Below are 18,966 nucleotides of genomic sequence, written 5' to 3'. Positions count from 1 at the left end.
AAAAAACTGAATTATACTTTAGGGGGTTGGAAAAGCGATTCCAGATATCTGGAAGTGAAGTTTACTTTATGTAAGTTAAACTGTTTTTTCTCTTCAAACTTTAATTGATTGGTTAAAGCCGAATTGTTGTTAGCAATAATTAATACTAAAGGGTGACAACATTGATTATGGGAATGGACTGGTGTATTCTCCCTATTCGGATTATTATGATGCCCTTCATTTTTTGCATCGTGGTCAATGTAATCTTCAACAACATATTCAAGGAAAGAGTCGCCATAAACTTTATGGTCTTGATAATGGTTAATAATGCTTGAAATTTCTTTAATTGGCCCACAAAAGTCCATATCTAGGCTAATTCCTTGAAAAAGGAATAAAATAGACATTGATATTGAAACCAGTGTTTTCATAAAGTTTTACAAAATTACGGATTAATGAGTGCAACTGTATTGCAAAGGGAGGAATATCTTAGTCCCCTAAAAGTCCGTTTTGGAGTACTGTTCAGATGTCATATGAGAAATTCTGTTCCCTGTTCCATTTGTTATTCTTTTTAGTAGTTTCTATTAATTCCCCTTTTACGTAATTAGGAAAGTATATTTAAACGACCATATAATCTACAACAATAAAAGTCAAGTACTTTTTTGATGCTCAGAATGAACATAGTTTATTTTTCCCGTATCCTTAATTAGTTTACACTTTTAACCTTTAAATGCCCAAGATGGATTTTGGATATGTTAGGGTAAGTTCCAAAACACAAAAATTGGATTTGCAAGTTGATGCTCTATTAAAAGCATAGGTTCTCCGTAAGGATATTTTTTCAGATATATCTTCAGGAGTAAAGGCCGAGCAAAAAGGTCTTGATGAATTACTACCAAGATTAAGAGAGAGATGCTTTAATTGTCTGGAAAATGGATCGCGTGGCCAAGAGTCCCAAATCCCAAAAATGTTTTAACATTGTTTTACCAATACGAAAAAAGCCGACTCTTAAAAGTCGGCTTTCCCTTTGTGCAGGCGGAGAGACTCGAACTCTCACACCTCGCGGCACTAGATCCTAAGTCTAGCGTGTCTACCAATTCCACCACGCCTGCAATAAAAATATATAAAAAAGAACTTAAACACTACTCTTTACTGACATTGCGCTAGACTTCTAGCGTGCCAGCCCGTACCGAAAAGGTACGTTCGGGCGGGTCTACCAATTCCACCACGCCTGCAAATAAATATTTAATTATAAAGAACTTAACCTTTCCGTTGATTATCGGGATGCAAATATAAAGCAATTTTTCAATTCTGAAATACTTATGCAAAAAAAATTTCTTTTTTGTATTTTTATCGTTTATTCAAATTTTACAATGCAACAAATAACAGAGTACCTCAACAAGAACCAGGACCGCTTTATCAACGAACTAATAGAGCTCCTAAAAATTCCTTCCGTAAGTGCAGACCCCGCTTTTTCACAGGATGTGTTAAATACCGCCGATGCGGTAAAAACCGCTCTTTTGGAGGCTGGCTGCGATACCGTGGAAATTTGTGAAACCAAAGGGTATCCCATTGTCTACGGTGAAAAAATAATTGATCCAACCTTACCTACCGTATTGGTCTATGGTCATTATGATGTACAACCGGCAGACCCCATTGACTTGTGGGACTCCCCTCCTTTTGAGCCTGTCATCAAAAAAACGGACCTCCATCCAGAAGGCGCTATTTTCGCCAGAGGAGCCTGTGACGACAAAGGTCAAATGTACATGCACGTAAAGGCATTGGAATTTATGGTGAAAACCAATCAATTGCCCTGTAACGTGAAGTTTATGATAGAAGGGGAAGAAGAAGTGGGCAGTGAGAACCTAGGTGAGTTTGTGGCCAATAACAAGGAAAAGCTTACCAATGACATTATCCTTATCTCCGATACGGGAATGATTGCCAAAGACGTTCCCTCTATCACCACAGGGTTACGCGGCCTTAGCTATGTAGAGGTAGAGGTTACAGGTCCTAATCGAGATCTGCATTCCGGACTCTATGGTGGTGCCGTAGCCAATCCTATTAATGTGCTCACTAAAATGATTGCTTCCCTACACGATGAAAATAACCGGATCACCATCCCTGGGTTTTACGACAAGGTGGAAGAGCTCTCCCAAGAGGAACGAAGCCAAATGGCAAAAGCGCCCTTTAATTTGGAAGATTATAAGGATGCACTAGACATCAACGACGTCTACGGTGAAAAAGGATACACCACCAATGAGCGTAACTCCATTAGACCCACTTTGGATGTGAACGGAATCTGGGGCGGTTATATTGGAGCAGGTGCTAAAACGGTCATCGCCAGTAAGGCCTATGCAAAAATTTCCATGCGATTGGTACCTCACCAGGAGTGGGAGGAAATTACAGCACTCTTTAAAACCCATTTTGAAAGTATTGCGCCTGCAGGGGTAACCGTTAAGGTGAGTCCCCATCACGGCGGTCAAGGCTATGTTACGCCTATTGACAATGATGGCTATAAAGCGGCTTCCAAGGCCTACGAAACCACCTTTGGCAAAACTCCCATACCACAACGCAGTGGAGGAAGTATTCCTATTGTATCCCTGTTTGAGAAAGAGCTTAACAGCAAGACCATCCTAATGGGCTTTGGCTTGGATAGCGATGCTATACACTCGCCCAACGAACACTTTGGCGTTTGGAATTACCTAAAGGGGATTGAAACTATCCCGTACTTCTATAAATACTTTACAGAGTTAACCAAGTAATACATTTTAAAAATCCGTTCTTTTTAGAGCGGATTTTTTTTTTGGGCGTTCCCCTATCGGGTCGCTCTTTCCGCTATATCTTTTTTAGGCGCTCCTGCCCCTTAAAAAAGGATGCCGCTTCAATAGCTAACGCAGGGTTCTGTTCTACAACTAGCAATAAACACTTAAAGAATTGCACCTTAGTCAATAAGAAGTGAACAGTACCGCACGTATTGGTGAACGACCAAAACTGACTACAGTCAACCCTTTACCTCTCCCAAAATACCTTCATTACTACATTTTTAATTTGCTACTCATCTTAAAAAAACACCTCTACATTTGTAGAGTTAAAATTAATGTTCTATGTTTGTAGAACATCAAAATGCACTGCATATGAAACTGTCTAAATCCGAAGAGGAATTAATGAACCATCTGTGGCAACTGAAAAAAGGGTTCATGAAAGATCTTTTGCAAGCCTACCCAGAACCCAAACCCGCCACCACCACCGTTGCCACCTTATTAAAACGAATGACGGACAAAGGTTTTATAGGTTACAAACTTCTAGGAAATGCAAGGGAATATTTTCCACTTGTAGAAAAGAAGGATTATTTCTCCAAACATTTAAACGGACTCATTAAAAAATTCTTTGACAATAGCGCTTCTCAATTTGCCTCCTTCTTTACTCAAGAAACCAACCTGAGCAAGGAAGAGTTGGAGGACTTAAGGGCCCTAATAGATACCAAACTCAAAAACAAATAGCTATGTGGATGTATCTTTTAAAATTTAGTACCTCTCTTCTTATTCTACTCCTGTTCTATAAACTGGTGTTAGAGAAGCTACACATTCACCATTTTAAAAGGTACTATCTCTTGGCGGCATTTGTCATCGCCCTAGGCATTCCCTTAATCACCTTCACCCAATACGTTCCCCTAAGCGCAGCGTCATTCTCTCAGTCATCTCTAATTGCATCCAATGTACATCCACAGCTAGCTACTACGAATAACATCAATTTTATTCCCTTTTTATTATGGGGCATCTACACCTTGGGAGTAGTAGTTTTCACAATAAAATTCCTGAGAAATCTAAGGTCCCTAATTAATAATATCCATCACAATCCTACGTTGCGATCTGGCAAGTTCCTTCACGTACTTCTCCAAGAAAAAGTTGCCCCACACACCTTTTTCAGCTACCTTTTTTTCAACCTAAAAAATTATAAATCCAATAAAATACCACAGGAAGTTTTTTGGCATGAAGAAGCCCATGCCGCGCAAAAACACAGTTTGGATGTGCTATTATTAGAATTGCTTCAAATAGTATTATGGTTTAACCCACTTATCTATTGGGCTAAAAACTTAGTAAAACTTAACCACGAATTTCTTGCGGACCAAGCCGTATTGAAGAAAGGTGCAGTAGTCCCTGATTATCAAAAGCTAGTACTGGCATTCTCCTCAAATCCTGAAACACCTTTGGCAAATGCCATTCATTATTCATCAATCAAAAAACGAATCGTCATCATGAAAACACAAACATCCCAAAAAGCCATTTGGCTAAAAAGTTTACTATTATTGCCTCTAATGGCCCTTCTACTGTATAGTTTTAGCACTAAGGAGATTCTTCCCATACCTACGGTAATGGATAAAACTATCCTTCCAGATTATCAAAATGAACAGCCTTCATCTGATGACCTGCTTAACGATACCAGAACCCAAAGAATCACAGATCAAGAGATAATACTATCCATAAACAAATTTGGACAGCTTATGGTAAAGGACGATTTGGTAAAGTTGGAAAACTTAAAATCGCACCTACTTAATTACAATCAAAACCTTAGCAAAGAACAAAGAAGCAAGCTCCTAAGAGCTGTAATAAGGGTGGATAAGGAAACTCCCAAAAGTATCATTAGGAAAGCTGAAAGCATTTTAATGGAGTATGGGGTAGCGACCATTGACATCAAAGAACACATAATACCCGAAATCCAAGAAGGTGCTACTAAAAAGGAGATCAAGGAATACAACGAACTTGCTAAAAACTACAATGCCCAGCCCATTAACGAGGTGGTTGTAAAGTATAAAGAGGTACAACGAATGAAATACCTCTATAACCGTATGAGCGACACCCAAAGGAAAAGCGCTCAACCTTTTCCAAACTTTCCTCCTCCACCAACCCCAAGCGCTCCAAAATCATCCAAGGCAGAAAAAGGAACTAAGGTGCCGCCTCCACCCCCACCTGCCCCAGCACCGATGGTAAAAAAAGGGGAGAAAGGCAATATTCCGCCCCCACCACCACCTCTTAGAAACCCCAATCAAGGAAATTATTCCGACGCACTATTAACAGCTTATAAGAAATTCAACAATAAGGCCGATATTTACGTGCAAGCAATAGGTGCTTATAATAGGAAAGGAGAGGGAACCATCTTAAACCTACAAACCCTGTACGAAGAAACATTGGTATTGCATGATAGCTTTGTGGAATTGGCAAAAAAAGAAGGTCTAATGAGTCCGACAAAGGCCACCCCCAAGGATCATGAATAATGGAAATTTAGAAAATAGATATCCTTTACGGCAAGAGCCATAACATACAATAAATTTAAGAAGGATATACGTTTAAAGTGGATCCTTAGAGAAATACCAGAACTAGCAAAATCCATAGATGAGGTCTTCATTTATGGATTTTTATAATTTATAAGCTATCGTTTAGTATTGCTCCAATAAATAGTTGAGCAAATCCGTTGTGGTTACAATCCCTACCAATTTCCCTTTATCTACCACCGGCAAGGCATGAAATTCTTGCTTGGATAAAATTTCGGTCACCTCCTTAATCGTTTTGTCTGCTGACACATGTACGGGGTCTTTCACCATTACCTGTTCTATACTTAACATATTATAGATAGGCGTATCTTCTATGGAATCTTCTTCCCCAAAGGAGTCAACAAAACTGATTCGCAACAAATCCGTTAAACTCAACATCCCCACAATCTTATTGTTATTTACCACCGGTATGTGGCGAATTTTATTCTTTTTGAAAAGTCGCTCTGCATCCAATAAGCTATTGGTAAAATTGATGGTAATTACATCTGTCGACATTATTTTTGATACCAATTCCCCTTTATTCATCTCGTTTCTTTTTTATGCTGTTAATTACCTAAAGGTCGTTAACAAAAGGCATAGCACATATGATATAGATCAGGAATTGCAGAATATCTGTGTATAGCACCCCCTAATTATTGTACGTGAATCTTATTTTTAACCATACGTACGTAGAAACCATTGGAAGGCAGGTACTATTTCTTTATTGAGTTGGGATAGTTCTTTACTAATCCTTAGAACAAGCATTAAACTCCCCACATACGTGCCCAGAGGGCAGATAATAGCAATTTGGCATCTCGTTTCAGCTTAGGTGTCTCCTCTACCAACACATCGTCTTCCAAAGGTGTTAACTTATAGCTAAACGCAAAACGCTCTTCCTCTGCTTCCAAACTCATTAATCCAAAGCGGAGATCGTTAAAGAAAAGCTCCCCGTTGTTGTCTACAATGGTAAACCAACCCTCGGTGATGTTTTGGAGTCGGCCAATCTTATCCTGCGATGCCAGGTCCCCAAGTAGTTCGTGGTTTTTTGGGTATCTACTGAATTGTATTGGTTGTTGGTCAAAGAAGGAATAATTTCCGATTAGGTAGGCATCACCCACATCAATATTGGCTGCCCATAGTATTGTGTTGAACGGGGCAGGCCTAACGGTCATTTGCTCATACGCGATCCCCTGGTCTTCTAAGTTCTGGGTAATCTTCATATACGCCATTCCTTTTAAAAGCAGCGTAATTCCTAAGTAAGTCGTACTCACCATTAGCCCCAACCTATTATATCTCGCTCGCTTGGGTGAATCCTTTTTCTGCACCATAGCCATAATAAGAAAAACCAAAAACGGTAGGGTGTATAAAGGGTCTATCACAAAGATGCTCTGAAACGCCACTTTGTAATTAAACGGCCAAAACAACTGGGTACCCCAGGTAGTAAATGCATCGAGCAATGGATGGGTAAACAAGCCCCAAAACATTAATCGGGACCAATCTTTCCAAGAAGCAGCTTGTTTTCTCTCCAGCTTATAAATCAGCCATCCAAAAACTGGGGCAAACAACAATGAAAAGAAGACAGAATGACTAATTCCACGGTGCCATTCAATGGCGCTTACCGTATCTGTAAAATGATTGGCCAATATATCCAAATCTGGGATAGTCCCTGCGATCGCCCCATAAAGCATCGCCTTATTACCAACCTTCTTCCCCAAAACCGCTTCTCCTACGGCGGCACCCAATACTATCTGTGTAAGTGAATCCATGTATATCCTTTAGCTACCTAACCTACAGTCCAATGACCTCCCATATGGTTGTGGTTACTCTACAATTTCCATTTTCTTTAATAAGAAGGAGGCATTCATATTTTGGCACACCCCTTCTTTAAAAGTATAATCAAAATAAAGTTCGTTATCAATAATTTCCGCATCAAAATAATGGTTCCTAATCTGCGGCAGATCTGCAGAGGCTTCGCATAAGCTTAAATCATGGGTTGCAATGATACCCGTAGATTTGGACCCCACCAATTTCTCTACAAATTTCCTAGATCCAATAGCCTTATCCAGGCTGTTGGTCCCTTTTAAGATTTCGTCCAGAACGATAAAATAACGATCCTTTTTTATTTCGTTTACAATAAATTTAAGCCGCTTTAATTCGGAGAAAAAATAAGACTCATCATCCGTTAGGGAATCGGTGGTCCGCATACTGGTGATCAATTTTATAGGATGATATTTCATCTCTTCCGCACATACGGGAAGCCCCATATTGGCCATCACCAGCTGCAAGGAGACGGTGCGTAAAAATGTACTTTTCCCTGCCATATTAGCCCCAGTGATAATAAAGAACTCTTCCTGGCGAATATCAATATCGTTAGGAACGGCTTTTTTAGGATCTAATAGAGGATGGGAGGCGCCCTTGGCTTTTAAGACGGATTTATCCTCCACCAATTTTGGAAAAGCATAACTAGGATGATTATAGGCGAAATTCCCCATGCTATTATAGGCATCAAAAAAAGCGATGGCAGCAAACCATTGCTCCACCTCAGCCCCATGCTGGGCAATCCACCGCTCCAATTTATATCCCTGACGCAGGTCCCAAAGGAGAAAACCATTCCCAAAAAAGCCGAAAATAAAATTATTACGTTGATCCAGGGCATTTAACTTGGAAGAAAACTCCTTTAATAATTGAGAGGCTGGATGGTTCTGAGTGAGGATGTTATTTCTTTGAGCCTTTAGTAAACTGGCACTAAATTCTTGTTGTTCTAACTTTAAGACCAATCTTTGGTACTGTTGAAAAGTACTTTGCACCTTATTGGCATCGGAGGCCAATTTACCGGTTTTCTTCATGTAGAAGCTACTGAGCATCATGCCCACCAAAAAGGCGATAAGGATAGGGAAGCCTGGAAGAAAGCCAACAAAATACCCGCCAAGAAGCAATAGAGAGCAAAAGGCAAATAAATTAGGCAACCATCGCATCAATTTTGGAACGTACGCCGTATATCCCTTCAACCAAGAAACAATGGTCTTAGTACTCGCCTCGGCCTTTACCAAGGTAGCCACCGCAGAAAAATCTTGTCGCCAATCGGTCAATTGAGAGAGTTCTTTCACGGCTTCCTGTCTGTCTAAAATACCTTGAACGGAGTTAGACAAAAATAGTTCTGCCAGATAATCGCTCCCATCCGGTAAAGCGGTACGATTGCTATACTGATAAAAGGATCCCTTCCCAAAGAGGTCTATATCCTGAGCAAAGTAGTGACTATCGTCCTTATACTCTTTACCATCCGGAAGGTGGTGGTAATTGCGATTCAGGACCTGTATCTCAGTTTCGTTTATACGGATTAAAGCCAGTATTTTATCCCTTTTGTATTGTAGGTCTGTGTGCTTGCTCACCAAAAACAGGAACAGCGCTATGGCGACAATAATTATGGCCAATACCATTTTTGCATTCCCAAAAAAGAAATACACCCCAAAGCTCCCCAGTAAAAAAACTATTAAGCGCAGGATGCTAGAAATTAGCAATTGTCTTTTTACCGCATGTAGCAACTTTGTTTGGGCAGCTATCCGTTTCGTATAAAATGATATTAATTGATCCATAGGGGAAGATAAATTAGCTTAGGGTTCACAACCTTAGCTGTCTTGTAATTGTGCTTGTAATTTCTTGCTTAGTTTAGCCACCACCAGTGCATAGGAATGGTCTATTAATTGCTGTACCAAGTTGGGAGGCAAGCGCTCCAAATATAGGGTATTCCAATGCACCTTACTCATATGGTATCCGGGAATAATTACTCCCTCGTGGACTTCTCTTAACTCCAGCGCCTTTTCCGGATCGCATTTAAGGTTTGCTTGAAAAGGGTGCCTTTCCAAGGCTACCAAGGCAAACATTTTCCCCATTACTTTAAAGACCAAGGTATCCGGACCAAAAGGAAGCTCTTCCGTAACCCCCTTTTTACCGAGGCAATACCATCTAAATTCCTCAATATTCATAACTTTCCTAAATTAGGGGGTGATCCTTCATCTCCAAGGACTCCAAGGAATTCCAAACCATCCGGCATTTCCGTATTTCCCTATCACCGATGTCGTTACCTACTACCGTTTCATAATTAACGCCTCCTAAGCGTTCATAGAACCTGATAGCACTTACATTGTTTTCTAACACCCACAGATACATTTTGGCATTGGGCAGCGTTTGCTTAATTTCATTCGCCAATAGGCTAATCAAGCGCTTCCCTATCCCCTGCCCTATGGACGCTTTAGATACATGTAAATTATCTAAAAGGGTTCCATACTGACTATCCTCCTCCTTAAAGGCACAGGCAAAACCGCATATTTCTCCATTTTGTGTAGCTACCCATAGAAACTGATTGGGAGCGGGCCGTGTTAACCTTTCCTCCCACACCTTCATCCGGTCTGCCAGCGCTTCCTCATCTAAAAAACGATCACTAAAGTTCCCTCTATAGTTCTCTTGCCAACTACGGGTATGCAAGTGGGCAATACTTCTATAATCTTCCAACTGTGCCGGTCTATAGGTAATCATGCTGAGACTCTAAATTCCGGTGGAATCATAAACAATTACCTTGGTCCACAAATCGCTAGACTCCTTAACGAACAATAAGTGAGGCTCCTCGTTCTGATACTTTTCCTGGGCTTCGGCAGAATCAAAGGTAACCACCAGGGAATAGGTGAACGAACCGTCTACCACCTCCCGGGATGCCTTGGGAGGCACGCCAATAAAGTTGGTCTTGGCATATTGGGAGTTTGCCAAAAACTTTTTGAGCGAGGTTTCAAATGCCTTTCTATCGTCCTTATCGGTAGGGTTTTTTAACCAAAAATAGACGGTATGTACAAAGTTGGAATCAAAATCTTGCATGGTTTCTTCGGTTTGGGCGTTGACAATGACGGTTGTTAAAAATAATAATCCAAAAAATATAGTTCTCATAACTTCCTATGCGTAAGGGGATTTTAATATTAATTAATCTAATAATTGCTTCTTTTTATCGGCCAATTCCAAGGCAGAGTAATCCAGTTTCCAACCAATGGTCTCCACAATACTCTCTATTAGGAGCACAGCTTCCAAGGCTTCCCTATTTGCCGTATCCATTAATCCGCTGGCGGGTATCTTATCCTCTATATGTTTTTTGGCCTCTAGGTTAAGGGAGGTGAGATCCGACGGGGTGAAGACATTGAACAGCCCATTTTTAATATCGTAAAATTGCAAATCTGGTGAAATGGACAAAATTTCGGGTTCTGGGAAATTGGTCAGAACAATCTTTTTATGCTCCTTATCCGCATGCATCCGCAACTTTTTTAGATCGAACCCAATATGCACTTTGGCATTTATGACAATGAGGGCCTTTTTCTTACTACTAACCAAACTTAGAAAGGACTCCCTGGTATTCTCATAACGATATATTTCGGCAAAATCGCCCTCTACCGTAATCAGTTTACAGACGCTCTTGATCTTATCCAGCAAAATGGTGGACTGATGATCTGTAAGTTCCTTGTTCCGTTTTTTTCGGAATAGGGAAAATACCCAATACATGGCGATGGCTCCAAGAATAAGCCCTAAAAAAAGTTCTACTATTTCATTCATTTGCGTTGCCTATTTCGCCTAAATGGGTATATTTAAATCCCTTGTCAAACTTTAAGCCATAACCAAAAATCCTATCCAAAGAGGCGTGGGAGAATACAATTATTCCAATCAGCTGACACAAAGGTAAGGAAAGATAGCTACCCATTAAATAAATTGCAATAGCCCATCCCTTGTGATGAAAAAGGTTGTACCCTATGGCTCCGACCTTCTTTCCCCACAAATAGCCCAACATACCAATGTCTGGGGTAAGAATTAGTCCTAGAAACCACCACCAACTATAGTCTAGAAGACTAAAGAGGTATATTCCCAGAAGGAACATAAACAACTCTTCCAGTTTTAAAAGTGTAGCCATCCACGCATTTTTTAGTCTTCAATTTTATATAGTACCGGTCTGCTGGGACTTGCATCGTTTTCAAAAGGGGCCAACTGTAGGTTTAGGAAGTATTTTCCATCTTCAATACTATTGGCCACAAAGATCAGCTCGGTTATGGTGGCGTCATGCCTAATTTTGCCATCGTAATCCCAAAATGCTTTATGGGCCAAGAGGAGTCCGCCATCTTTCTCCTTGTCCACGCTAGGCAGATCTATTAATAAATGCGATATCCCTTTCTCCAATAATAGTTTGGCGGCATCCTCCAATAAATAGGGCGGATTGGTATTGGAGTATTGTCTGGATTTTTTTTCCGATAAATTAGGAAGCGTTCTAATAACCACCGCCTCCCTATTTTTATTTCCCAAGGCATATTGCAATTGCTTCTTGGAAATCACAAAATCGTCTCCCATTTTTTCAGGGGCTATCGTTATCACCTCAGTCATAAAGAAAAACTTGGAAAGACTCTGGTTAACCGATCTAAATTCCTCCGTAATATGCCCCACACACTCTGTATGCGTCCCGTGGGAATGAGGATTAAAGTAGATATCATTAAAATTGGTGGACCCCCCTTCGGTAACCTTCCCTACAAATTCGCCCTCACTATGAGGCTCTATTTTTGGCGGGGGAAGGTACCACGAATTCACATTGGAATCTCCCCCTTTTATAGGGATGGAAATATCCAAGGGATCGGAAAGGTCTATAGTATAGTTAATGGTGTTGTGTTTAATAATTGTCTTCATGTATAAAATTCTTGTATTAGTTCTTCTAGTAATCGGATAATAATCGAGATTCCTCTTCTAGAGCCACTAGGCTATTTGAAGGCTTTAAAATTTACATAAAATAAATGTATTAAGGCCCGTAGATGGTTGCTTAACCTAAATAAATTACTTCTAAAACCTTCAATATGCACTGGATCACCCCTTAAAAGGGAGGTCTTGTGCTGGGACAAACCACCCACAAATAGTACTTTTCGGACTAAACTTTGGGTAAAAGACATAAAATCGAGAGAAATTAGGGTGCAGTATTAACCGACCATAAAAAGGTCCGAAGCTATGCCATCGCACAAAAACTTTCCTTTTGGGGTTACCAAAAGGTGTTCATTATCTACGACCAACAGTCCTTTATCTAATTTAACCGCAGCTTCTTTTAGCAGGTGTGAATAGTAATCCTCTCCAAATTCGGTCCTTATACGCTGCAAGGAAACCCCCCATATGGTGCGCATTCCCGTCATCATATATTCGTTAAAGCGATCTGTTGTAGAAAGCACCTCTGTTTCCATTGGGAGGATGCCTTGGGCAATGCTTTTTATGTATTTCGTATTATTCTCTACATTCCAACCCCTTCGGATTCCGTCAAAGGAATGAGCGGAAGGTCCAATTCCCAAATACTTTTTCCCTTTCCAGTAGGCGGTATTATTCTGGGAAAAATAATCCTGCTTCCCAAAATTTGAAAACTCATATTGGATAAAGCCCGCAGCTGAGAGTTTTTCAATTAGGATCTGAAAATGCCCTTCGGCCAACTCATCTTCTACCGGGGCTATAACCCCCTTTTCTATAAAGGCTTTCAGGGCCGTTTTGGGCTCAACGGTAAGCGCATAGCTAGAGATATGGGGAATCTGGAACGATAGCGCTTTTTCAATATTGGCCGCCCAGCGTTCATTGCTCATCCCTGGTGTGCCATAAATTAGATCGATGGAAATATTGTTGAAATAGGTACAGGCCAGTTTAATGCAGTCTTCCGCCTCTTTGGCATTGTGGGCCCTATTCATCAGCTTTAGGTCTTCCTCAAAAAATGATTGCACTCCTATGCTCAACCTATTGATGGCGGTACTGGACAGTTCTTTGATCGTATATTCAGAAAGGTCATCGGGATTTGCTTCCAGCGTGATTTCTGGATTTGCTGCCACCCTATAGTTTTGATATACTGCGTCCAGGAGCTGTTCTATTTCCGATGCATTCAAGACCGAGGGCGTACCTCCCCCAAAATAAATGGTATACAATTCATCCTCAGCGAATTCCCCTTTTCTCAACTCCAATTCCCGGATCAGCGCACCAATCATCTCCTCCTTTTTCTTCATATTGGTGGAGAAGTGGAAATTACAATAGTGGCAAGCCTGCTTGCAAAAAGGGATATGGATGTAGATGCCGCTCATTTTTACAATTAACAGTTAGCAATTAGCAATAAACAATTATTCAATTTTAGTCTTGGTAGTTTTTAGGATGGTGAACATAATTTTCGACAATTCATCTGCATCCGTAATTAATTCCCCTGCTGTTATTTTAGAGACATGGTTTATATGTATTTAGATCCAGCTCATTTGAACAATTAACAATTATCAGTTAGCAATAAACAATTAAATTCTATTATTAATTCTGGTGGTTTTAAGGATGGCGAACATAATTTTTGACAATTCATCAGCATCTGAAATTAATTCCTCAGCTTTTGATTTAGAGATATAGTCTGAATCCCTTAATAATTTAAGCCAATATTTTGTTTCAAGACTTTCCTTATACGCTATGGAAATTTTAGAGGAAAAATCAGATTTTGAAATGGCACCGTTAGCTTCTGCAATATTTGCCCCGATAGAGGTGCCAGACTTCAAGAATTGCTTAGATAGCACATACTCTTTTTCTAGTTTTATTACATCTTTGTAAAGGGTCACTACCTTCAGTGCAAAATTAAAAGACTTAATAGATAAAGGATTATTCTTACTATCCATAATTACCGTTTTAAAGCATTGTTAACTGCTAATTAATTATTGCTTATTGAATTAATCACTTCTTCACCCGTTTCTCATTTTGCTTTACAAAGGCTTCCCATCCGCTGTAGTTTTTGCCGACTTCTATACGGCCTTCGTTATAGAAATGGCATACCGCTGCGGCGAGTCCGTCCGTGCTGTCCAGGTTTTTGGGAAGTGATTTTAGTTTAAGGACACTCTGAAGCATTTTGGCCACCTGCTCCTTACTGGCATTTCCGTTACCGGTTATGGACATTTTTATTTTTTTAGGTAGGTATTCCGTTATGGGAATTTCTCGTGATAATCCTGCGGCCATGGCCACCCCTTGGGCTCTACCTAGTTTTAGCATGGATTGTACGTTCTTCCCAAAAAAGGGAGCCTCAATGGCAATCTCATCAGGGTGATAGGTATCTATCAGCTCTATGGTGCGTTCAAAAATAAGTTTCAGTTTGGTATAGGGATCGCTATATTTTTGCAAAAGCAGTTCGTTCATTTGGAGGAACTCCATTTTCTTGTCCACCACCTTTATTAGACCGAATCCCATGATGGTGGTTCCGGGATCTATTCCCAATATTATCTTTTCGTGTTTCAAAAACTATGTATTAATTACTGTTGAGTACTATAGGAATGCGGAATTTGGCATTTACGGGAATCCCCCTTTTTAGTGCGGGTTCTATTTTGGGCATGCTCTTTAGGCTCTGGGTAATAATCCCATTAAACTCGGGCATTTCATCATCAATACTCATGTTCTTTTCTATCCCCAAAACAGAGATCGCCCCGTTTTTGTCCATCAGAAAGTCCACATAAATGGTATCATTGACCTCGGTTTCAATGACGAAATCGAAATCTTGCAAGGTCTTGGAAAAATGCATTAGCAGGGTCTTCTCAAAGCATAATTTCTGCGCTGGTTTAGAAACCATTTCGTCACAACCTGCGAACAGCGGATACCGGTCTACCTCGTTAAAATTTATATTCTGCATTTCCTCCTGCACCAATTCCTGGGTTTTCTCTTCTTTGGAAGTAAACCAATCACAAGAGGTAAAAAGACAAATACAAGCCAAAACCACAACTTTCCTCATGAATGCCATATTCTAGGGGGAAAATTACGATAATTTGGTCAATTTAGTAGGCATTCCTATGAATTTCCTCCTTTATCTTGGATATTCGTTTTGAAGCAAATTCTGAGAAATAGTCGTTTTGATGTCCAAATTTCCGTTGGTATTCCCTATAACATTTTAAAGCCTGTTGTGGGTTTCTAAAGTATTGTTCGGATAATAAACATATCTCATACTTGTAAAGGTAGCCTTCGGGATTCTCCAAGTATGCCTTTTTATAATGATCAATGGCCAATTTTAAATCATTCTGCTCCATTGCTAATCGGGCTAAAGCATTGTATTCCTTATCCAGCGCAACCTGTTGCACATCGATGGATTTTAGAAAATATATTTTTGCGCTGTCCAATTCCTGCAATTTCCAAAGGGAAGTTTCCACCCAATATAGGGCTTTTGGATTTTCAATATTAAACGCTAACCATTTAAGATAGGCGTCTTTTGCTTTGGCATACTCCCGCATACTTAGGTATGCCTGCCCCATCCTTTCATGAATATATTCCTTATCCTCCCCTAATTCCACTAATTTTTCAAATAAAGGAATAGCTCGACTAAAATAGCGGTCATTATAATAGGCCAGTGCCTTTAGATGGATTAAACCTACATCGTTCCTGTAGAATTGAAGTCCTTTATCCACATATTTCAATACGGAATCGCGTTCCCTTTTAAAAACATAATACTTTCCCAATTGAAACAGACTTCGCAAGTGGGTACTGTCAATTTTCACCGATTGCTTATAGGCGGATATACTTTCCGCTGAGCGATCTAACCCATTTAAGGACTCCCCCAGATAGTAGAAATATTCCGGGTTCTGATGATTTTTCTCGGTCAATTGAGAAAACACCGTATGTGCAAGGGCATAATTCTTGAGCTTCAGATACAATCTGCCCAGCTCATATTTTGCTAGCACCAAGGATTGGTTGTTTTGCACCAAGCTTGTGTATTGAGTTACAGCTTTATCATAGTTCCCTATGGTATTATAGGCCCGTGCAATTTGCAATTGCGCTTTGGAAGATGCCCCGTGTTTGGCATATTCATTAATGGCCAAAGAATAGTTTCCAGTGGCATAGAGACTATCGGCAGTCGCGGTAGAGCTGATCTGGGAGTTTCCATTGCCAACCAACCCAATCAATAAAAAAATTAAGCATTGTGTTTTCAATTATTTAGGTCGATAAGTTTTACCATCTATACGATGCTATAGCCCGATTTATTTTATTTTCTTTATTCTGTATTCGGCTTCATCTGTAATAGTAAGCCGTGCAGTTGGTAGTCCGGTAAACTGAAATTCAATAACATTCCCTTTTTCAACCTCAATGCTAAAAACACCATCAAAGTCGGAAACGACCGCTTTATTCCCATTTTGAATGGAAATATTTGCGCCTGGCAATCCCCTTGCCCCATCAGACAGAGTTCCCGTAAGATATTTTTTACCGTTTTTAGTTATTACCAGTGCTACAACAGACATCATATTTGAAGATGTCTTCAACTCAGGCGATTGTAATCCCTCATTCTTTGAAGGACCATGAAGCTTAAACGTAATAGGAATGGAATAGGGCACACGAGCGGCTTTACCCCTATGCTCCCCGGGTGTCATGCTCGGCAATAGGGAGATAATGCGTGCCGCCTCCTCTTCCAAAAGGGTATCTGGACCCCGCGTTCTTACACCCCCTATACTCCCATCCTCTTGAATGACAAGCATAGTATTTACACGGCCTTCAATTCCTTTCTTTTGAGCCTCTTCGGGGTATCTAAAATTTTCTGCGATATGATTCTGCATCATTTTATTAAAGCACGCTCTTTTATCCTCCGCATTCTCACAGCCAGGGAAAACAGGTACCTCATCTACAACGGAAAAGGGAATATCTATTTCATTAGCATCTATTTTATTCCGAAGGGCCTTCAATTGTTGGTCTAAATTGATTATTATGGGATTCTTTTCATCAGTATTCTTTAATAATTGCTCCCGTTCCATTACCAATTCGTTGTATTTTGAAGCTGTTGCGTTTTTGCTAATATATTCTACCATTCTTTCTTCAAAAAACTGCTTCGCCTGCTCTTTATTAAACTCAAAGTTGTTGGAAATGTGCTTTCTCATCATTTCCTCAAAACATGCCCTTTTGTCCTCTGCATCTTCACAGCCAGGAAAAACAGGTATATCATCACTGTCTTCGACTTCCATGTCTTTAGTTTCATCCTTCTTATTTCCCTCCATTATAAAGCTAATTGGAGTGGAAAAAGGAACCCGTACTTTCTCCCCGTTATGCTCCCCTGGGGTCATGCTAGGTAATAGAGAAATTATACGTGCTGCCTCTTCCTCCAAAATTTTATCTGGACCACGCGTTCTAACACCGCCTATGCTTCCATCCTCTTGAATAATAAACATGGTGATTACACGACCTTGAATAGCTTTATCTTGCGCCTCTTCGGGATATCTAAAATTATCTATAATATGATTCTGCATCATCTCATTAAAACAAGCCCTTTTATCATCCGCATCCTCACAACCTGGAAAAACAGGGACCTTTTCTACCACGGAAAAGGGCATGTCCATTGGATCTTGATAGTCCACCCCAATACTCTCAAGGTCTATATCGGGATGAAAAGTTGAGGAAGGCTTGCCCTCCATGGAGGTATACGCCAACATTCCTATAACCAAAGGCAACATCAATAAATACTTTAACCTCCAGATTTGTTTCGATTTTGTTTTTTGTAACATGACGATTCGTTTTTTGATTAATGAACTTTTATAAAAATGATTGATGAATGAAATATTTTGGGTCTGAAAAACCTGCGATAACAACATTTGGTATTGAGCTGCTTTGTGTGTTTTGGCCACTTTTGCATCGGCGATGAACTCGTGCAATTCGGAAATTCGGTTTTGATAGACGTAGACTAGGGGATTAAACCAAGCAATAATCCGCATGAGCTCAAAGAATAATAAATCCAAAGAATGGCGCTGTTCTATATGCACCAGCTCGTGCTGAATGATACTATCATGATCCTTTTCCAATACTTTGTCCCCTATGAAAATGGACCTGAAAAATGAAAAGGCCATTTGACTATTGTGCACCATTATTCTGGTAAAACTTTTAAAGTAGCGGATCTCGCCCTTTCTTTTTAGTTGTACTATTTGATACAGTTTAAAGCAAAACAATACTGCTGCTAAGAGCATTCCCCCATAAAGAACCATTTCGGTGGTAGAAAGTTGGATTGAGGCTGAAAGTTCAGGGGTCGCTACCACTCCAGCCGACATGTCCATGCCCCACAGATATTCCGGATATACAAAGGATTCTTGGGACACCGTAGTCTTTAGGGCTTCGATCTTTATCCAAGGAAGTACAATGGAAAGCACAAAAGAGCTTAGAAGGTATGCCCTGTTCCATTGGAAAAAAGTTTCCTTTTTCAAAAACAGGTCATACACTATTAAAAATAACAGCTGAAACGCCATGCACTCTAGGATATACTGTATCATTCCTTTTCCTTTTTAATTTCCTTCATAATGGATTCTAACTCCGAAAGACTCATATCATTTTTCTTCATAAAGAAAGAAACCATACTTTTAAAAGAGCCTTGAAAATAACCATCCACCAACTTATTAATGGATTGGTTCCCGTAGTCCGATTTCTTCACGAGTGGAAAATATAAATGTCCCCTTCCCTCCTTTTCGTGATCTACAAAGCCTTTGCTCTCTAGAATTCGGACAATGGTGGACACGGTGTTATACGCTGGTTTAGGTTCTGGAAATTGCTCTATTATGGCCGCTACATTACATTTTTCCAATTGCCATAATACGTGCATTACCTCTTCTTCTGCCTTGGTCAACTGTCTCATACAACTAAGCTTTTAGTTTAACTTTAAATCAAATATAACTAAATTA

General features: G+C 40.0%; 20 protein-coding genes and 1 tRNA gene. 3 read left to right on the top strand and 18 right to left on the bottom strand.

What is annotated here, in order from left to right:
- Positions 1–11 precede the first annotated feature (11 nt).
- Positions 12–407: a hypothetical protein gene (locus BV214_RS06090; RefSeq protein WP_245806755.1), complete on the bottom strand. Its 396-nt coding sequence runs from the start codon at positions 405–407 to the stop codon at positions 12–14.
- Between the two features lie 596 nt (positions 408–1,003).
- Positions 1,004–1,085: transfer RNA gene (locus BV214_RS06085), tRNA-Leu, on the bottom strand.
- A 261-nt stretch (positions 1,086–1,346) separates the two neighbouring features.
- On the opposite strand from BV214_RS06085, the gene BV214_RS06080 reads away from it, so the two are divergent.
- The 3 genes from BV214_RS06080 to BV214_RS06070 all read left to right on the top strand — a co-directional run bounded on the left by BV214_RS06080 (position 1,347) and on the right by BV214_RS06070 (position 5,245).
- The gene (locus tag BV214_RS06080) at positions 1,347–2,735 is read left to right on the top strand and encodes a dipeptidase (protein ID WP_086476638.1); all 1,389 of its coding nucleotides are present in this window, start codon (positions 1,347–1,349) and stop codon (positions 2,733–2,735) included.
- Between the two features lie 372 nt (positions 2,736–3,107).
- The gene (locus BV214_RS06075) at positions 3,108–3,473 is read left to right on the top strand and encodes a BlaI/MecI/CopY family transcriptional regulator (RefSeq protein ID WP_086476637.1); all 366 of its coding nucleotides are present in this window, start codon (positions 3,108–3,110) and stop codon (positions 3,471–3,473) included.
- An 8-nt stretch (positions 3,474–3,481) separates the two neighbouring features.
- A complete protein-coding gene (locus BV214_RS06070; protein ID WP_176328464.1) occupies positions 3,482–5,245 on the top strand; it encodes a M56 family metallopeptidase in 1,764 nt (587 codons plus the stop codon).
- A gap of 162 nt (positions 5,246–5,407) precedes the next feature.
- Here BV214_RS06070 and BV214_RS06065 read toward each other — a convergent pair whose 3' ends face one another.
- The 16 genes from BV214_RS06065 to BV214_RS05985 all read right to left on the bottom strand — a co-directional run bounded on the left by BV214_RS06065 (position 5,408) and on the right by BV214_RS05985 (position 18,920).
- Positions 5,408–5,827 carry a CBS domain-containing protein gene (locus BV214_RS06065; protein WP_086476606.1) on the bottom strand — a complete coding sequence of 140 codons (420 nt, stop codon included), beginning with the start codon at positions 5,825–5,827 and terminating at the stop codon, positions 5,408–5,410.
- A 218-nt stretch (positions 5,828–6,045) separates the two neighbouring features.
- Positions 6,046–7,047, bottom strand: a complete 1,002-nt coding sequence (locus BV214_RS06060; RefSeq protein WP_086476605.1) for a metal-dependent hydrolase — start codon at positions 7,045–7,047, stop codon at positions 6,046–6,048.
- 54 nt (positions 7,048–7,101) lie between these two features.
- Positions 7,102–8,874 (bottom strand): MutS-related protein, encoded by a 1,773-nt coding sequence (locus BV214_RS06055; protein WP_086476604.1) that lies wholly within the window; start codon positions 8,872–8,874, stop codon positions 7,102–7,104.
- A gap of 33 nt (positions 8,875–8,907) precedes the next feature.
- Positions 8,908–9,264, bottom strand: coding sequence for an MmcQ/YjbR family DNA-binding protein (locus tag BV214_RS06050; protein WP_086476603.1), 357 nt, complete (start codon positions 9,262–9,264; stop codon positions 8,908–8,910).
- Positions 9,265–9,271: 7 nt separating this feature from the next.
- Positions 9,272–9,814: a GNAT family N-acetyltransferase gene (locus BV214_RS06045; protein WP_086476602.1), complete on the bottom strand. Its 543-nt coding sequence runs from the start codon at positions 9,812–9,814 to the stop codon at positions 9,272–9,274.
- A gap of 9 nt (positions 9,815–9,823) precedes the next feature.
- The gene (locus BV214_RS06040) at positions 9,824–10,216 is read right to left on the bottom strand and encodes a Dabb family protein (protein WP_086476601.1); all 393 of its coding nucleotides are present in this window, start codon (positions 10,214–10,216) and stop codon (positions 9,824–9,826) included.
- 33 nt (positions 10,217–10,249) lie between these two features.
- Positions 10,250–10,870 (bottom strand): DUF4230 domain-containing protein, encoded by a 621-nt coding sequence (locus tag BV214_RS06035; protein ID WP_086476600.1) that lies wholly within the window; start codon positions 10,868–10,870, stop codon positions 10,250–10,252.
- Positions 10,863–11,222: a DUF4260 domain-containing protein gene (locus tag BV214_RS06030; protein ID WP_086476599.1), complete on the bottom strand. Its 360-nt coding sequence runs from the start codon at positions 11,220–11,222 to the stop codon at positions 10,863–10,865. Before BV214_RS06030 ends, BV214_RS06035 begins: the two co-directional genes overlap by 8 nt.
- Positions 11,223–11,233: 11 nt before the next feature.
- On the bottom strand, positions 11,234–11,983 hold the full coding sequence (locus tag BV214_RS06025) for a cyclase family protein (protein ID WP_086476598.1): 750 nt from the start codon (positions 11,981–11,983) through the stop codon (positions 11,234–11,236).
- A 284-nt stretch (positions 11,984–12,267) separates the two neighbouring features.
- Positions 12,268–13,395 carry a radical SAM family heme chaperone HemW gene (gene hemW, locus BV214_RS06015; protein WP_086476596.1) on the bottom strand — a complete coding sequence of 376 codons (1,128 nt, stop codon included), beginning with the start codon at positions 13,393–13,395 and terminating at the stop codon, positions 12,268–12,270.
- A gap of 201 nt (positions 13,396–13,596) precedes the next feature.
- Entirely contained in the window at positions 13,597–13,962 is a 366-nt protein-coding gene (locus BV214_RS06010) for a four helix bundle protein (protein ID WP_086476595.1), read from the bottom strand.
- A 55-nt stretch (positions 13,963–14,017) separates the two neighbouring features.
- A complete protein-coding gene (ruvC, locus tag BV214_RS06005) occupies positions 14,018–14,572 on the bottom strand; it encodes a crossover junction endodeoxyribonuclease RuvC (protein WP_086476594.1) in 555 nt (184 codons plus the stop codon).
- 10 nt (positions 14,573–14,582) lie between these two features.
- Positions 14,583–15,059 (bottom strand): hypothetical protein, encoded by a 477-nt coding sequence (locus tag BV214_RS06000; RefSeq protein ID WP_086476593.1) that lies wholly within the window; start codon positions 15,057–15,059, stop codon positions 14,583–14,585.
- 43 nt (positions 15,060–15,102) lie between these two features.
- A complete protein-coding gene (locus tag BV214_RS05995; RefSeq protein ID WP_176328463.1) occupies positions 15,103–16,221 on the bottom strand; it encodes a tetratricopeptide repeat protein in 1,119 nt (372 codons plus the stop codon).
- A gap of 75 nt (positions 16,222–16,296) precedes the next feature.
- Complete coding sequence (locus BV214_RS16945) at positions 16,297–18,561, bottom strand: M56 family metallopeptidase (RefSeq protein WP_245806754.1); 2,265 nt, start codon at positions 18,559–18,561, stop codon at positions 16,297–16,299.
- Positions 18,558–18,920 (bottom strand): BlaI/MecI/CopY family transcriptional regulator, encoded by a 363-nt coding sequence (locus tag BV214_RS05985; RefSeq protein ID WP_086476591.1) that lies wholly within the window; start codon positions 18,918–18,920, stop codon positions 18,558–18,560. The genes BV214_RS16945 and BV214_RS05985 overlap by 4 nt, the downstream gene beginning before the upstream one ends.
- Positions 18,921–18,966: the final 46 nt, after the last annotated feature.

It is taken from the genome of Arenibacter amylolyticus (assembly GCF_002150785.1).
GTDB lineage: Bacteria > Bacteroidota > Bacteroidia > Flavobacteriales > Flavobacteriaceae > Arenibacter > Arenibacter amylolyticus.
The sequence above is the reverse complement of the archived record's forward strand: the minus strand, read 5'-3'. Positions and strand labels throughout refer to the sequence as shown.

What these genes read in the sequence shown, in the direction of transcription:
- BV214_RS06090 (WP_245806755.1), bottom strand. Translation starts at nt 407, where the DNA reads ATGAAAACACTGGTTTCAATATCAATGTCTATTTTATTCCTTTTTCAA.
- BV214_RS06080 (WP_086476638.1), top strand. Translation starts at nt 1,347, where the DNA reads ATGCAACAAATAACAGAGTACCTCAACAAGAACCAGGACCGCTTTATC.
- BV214_RS06075 (WP_086476637.1), top strand. Translation starts at nt 3,108, where the DNA reads ATGAAACTGTCTAAATCCGAAGAGGAATTAATGAACCATCTGTGGCAA.
- BV214_RS06070 (WP_176328464.1), top strand. Translation starts at nt 3,482, where the DNA reads ATGTATCTTTTAAAATTTAGTACCTCTCTTCTTATTCTACTCCTGTTC.
- BV214_RS06065 (WP_086476606.1), bottom strand. Translation starts at nt 5,827, where the DNA reads ATGAATAAAGGGGAATTGGTATCAAAAATAATGTCGACAGATGTAATT.
- BV214_RS06060 (WP_086476605.1), bottom strand. Translation starts at nt 7,047, where the DNA reads ATGGATTCACTTACACAGATAGTATTGGGTGCCGCCGTAGGAGAAGCG.
- BV214_RS06055 (WP_086476604.1), bottom strand. Translation starts at nt 8,874, where the DNA reads ATGGATCAATTAATATCATTTTATACGAAACGGATAGCTGCCCAAACA.
- BV214_RS06050 (WP_086476603.1), bottom strand. Translation starts at nt 9,264, where the DNA reads ATGAATATTGAGGAATTTAGATGGTATTGCCTCGGTAAAAAGGGGGTT.
- BV214_RS06045 (WP_086476602.1), bottom strand. Translation starts at nt 9,814, where the DNA reads ATGATTACCTATAGACCGGCACAGTTGGAAGATTATAGAAGTATTGCC.
- BV214_RS06040 (WP_086476601.1), bottom strand. Translation starts at nt 10,216, where the DNA reads ATGAGAACTATATTTTTTGGATTATTATTTTTAACAACCGTCATTGTC.
- BV214_RS06035 (WP_086476600.1), bottom strand. Translation starts at nt 10,870, where the DNA reads ATGAATGAAATAGTAGAACTTTTTTTAGGGCTTATTCTTGGAGCCATC.
- BV214_RS06030 (WP_086476599.1), bottom strand. Translation starts at nt 11,222, where the DNA reads ATGGCTACACTTTTAAAACTGGAAGAGTTGTTTATGTTCCTTCTGGGA.
- BV214_RS06025 (WP_086476598.1), bottom strand. Translation starts at nt 11,983, where the DNA reads ATGAAGACAATTATTAAACACAACACCATTAACTATACTATAGACCTT.
- hemW (WP_086476596.1), bottom strand. Translation starts at nt 13,395, where the DNA reads ATGAGCGGCATCTACATCCATATCCCTTTTTGCAAGCAGGCTTGCCAC.
- BV214_RS06010 (WP_086476595.1), bottom strand. Translation starts at nt 13,962, where the DNA reads ATGGATAGTAAGAATAATCCTTTATCTATTAAGTCTTTTAATTTTGCA.
- BV214_RS06000 (WP_086476593.1), bottom strand. Translation starts at nt 15,059, where the DNA reads ATGAGGAAAGTTGTGGTTTTGGCTTGTATTTGTCTTTTTACCTCTTGT.
- BV214_RS16945 (WP_245806754.1), bottom strand. Translation starts at nt 18,561, where the DNA reads ATGATACAGTATATCCTAGAGTGCATGGCGTTTCAGCTGTTATTTTTA.
- BV214_RS05985 (WP_086476591.1), bottom strand. Translation starts at nt 18,920, where the DNA reads ATGAGACAGTTGACCAAGGCAGAAGAAGAGGTAATGCACGTATTATGG.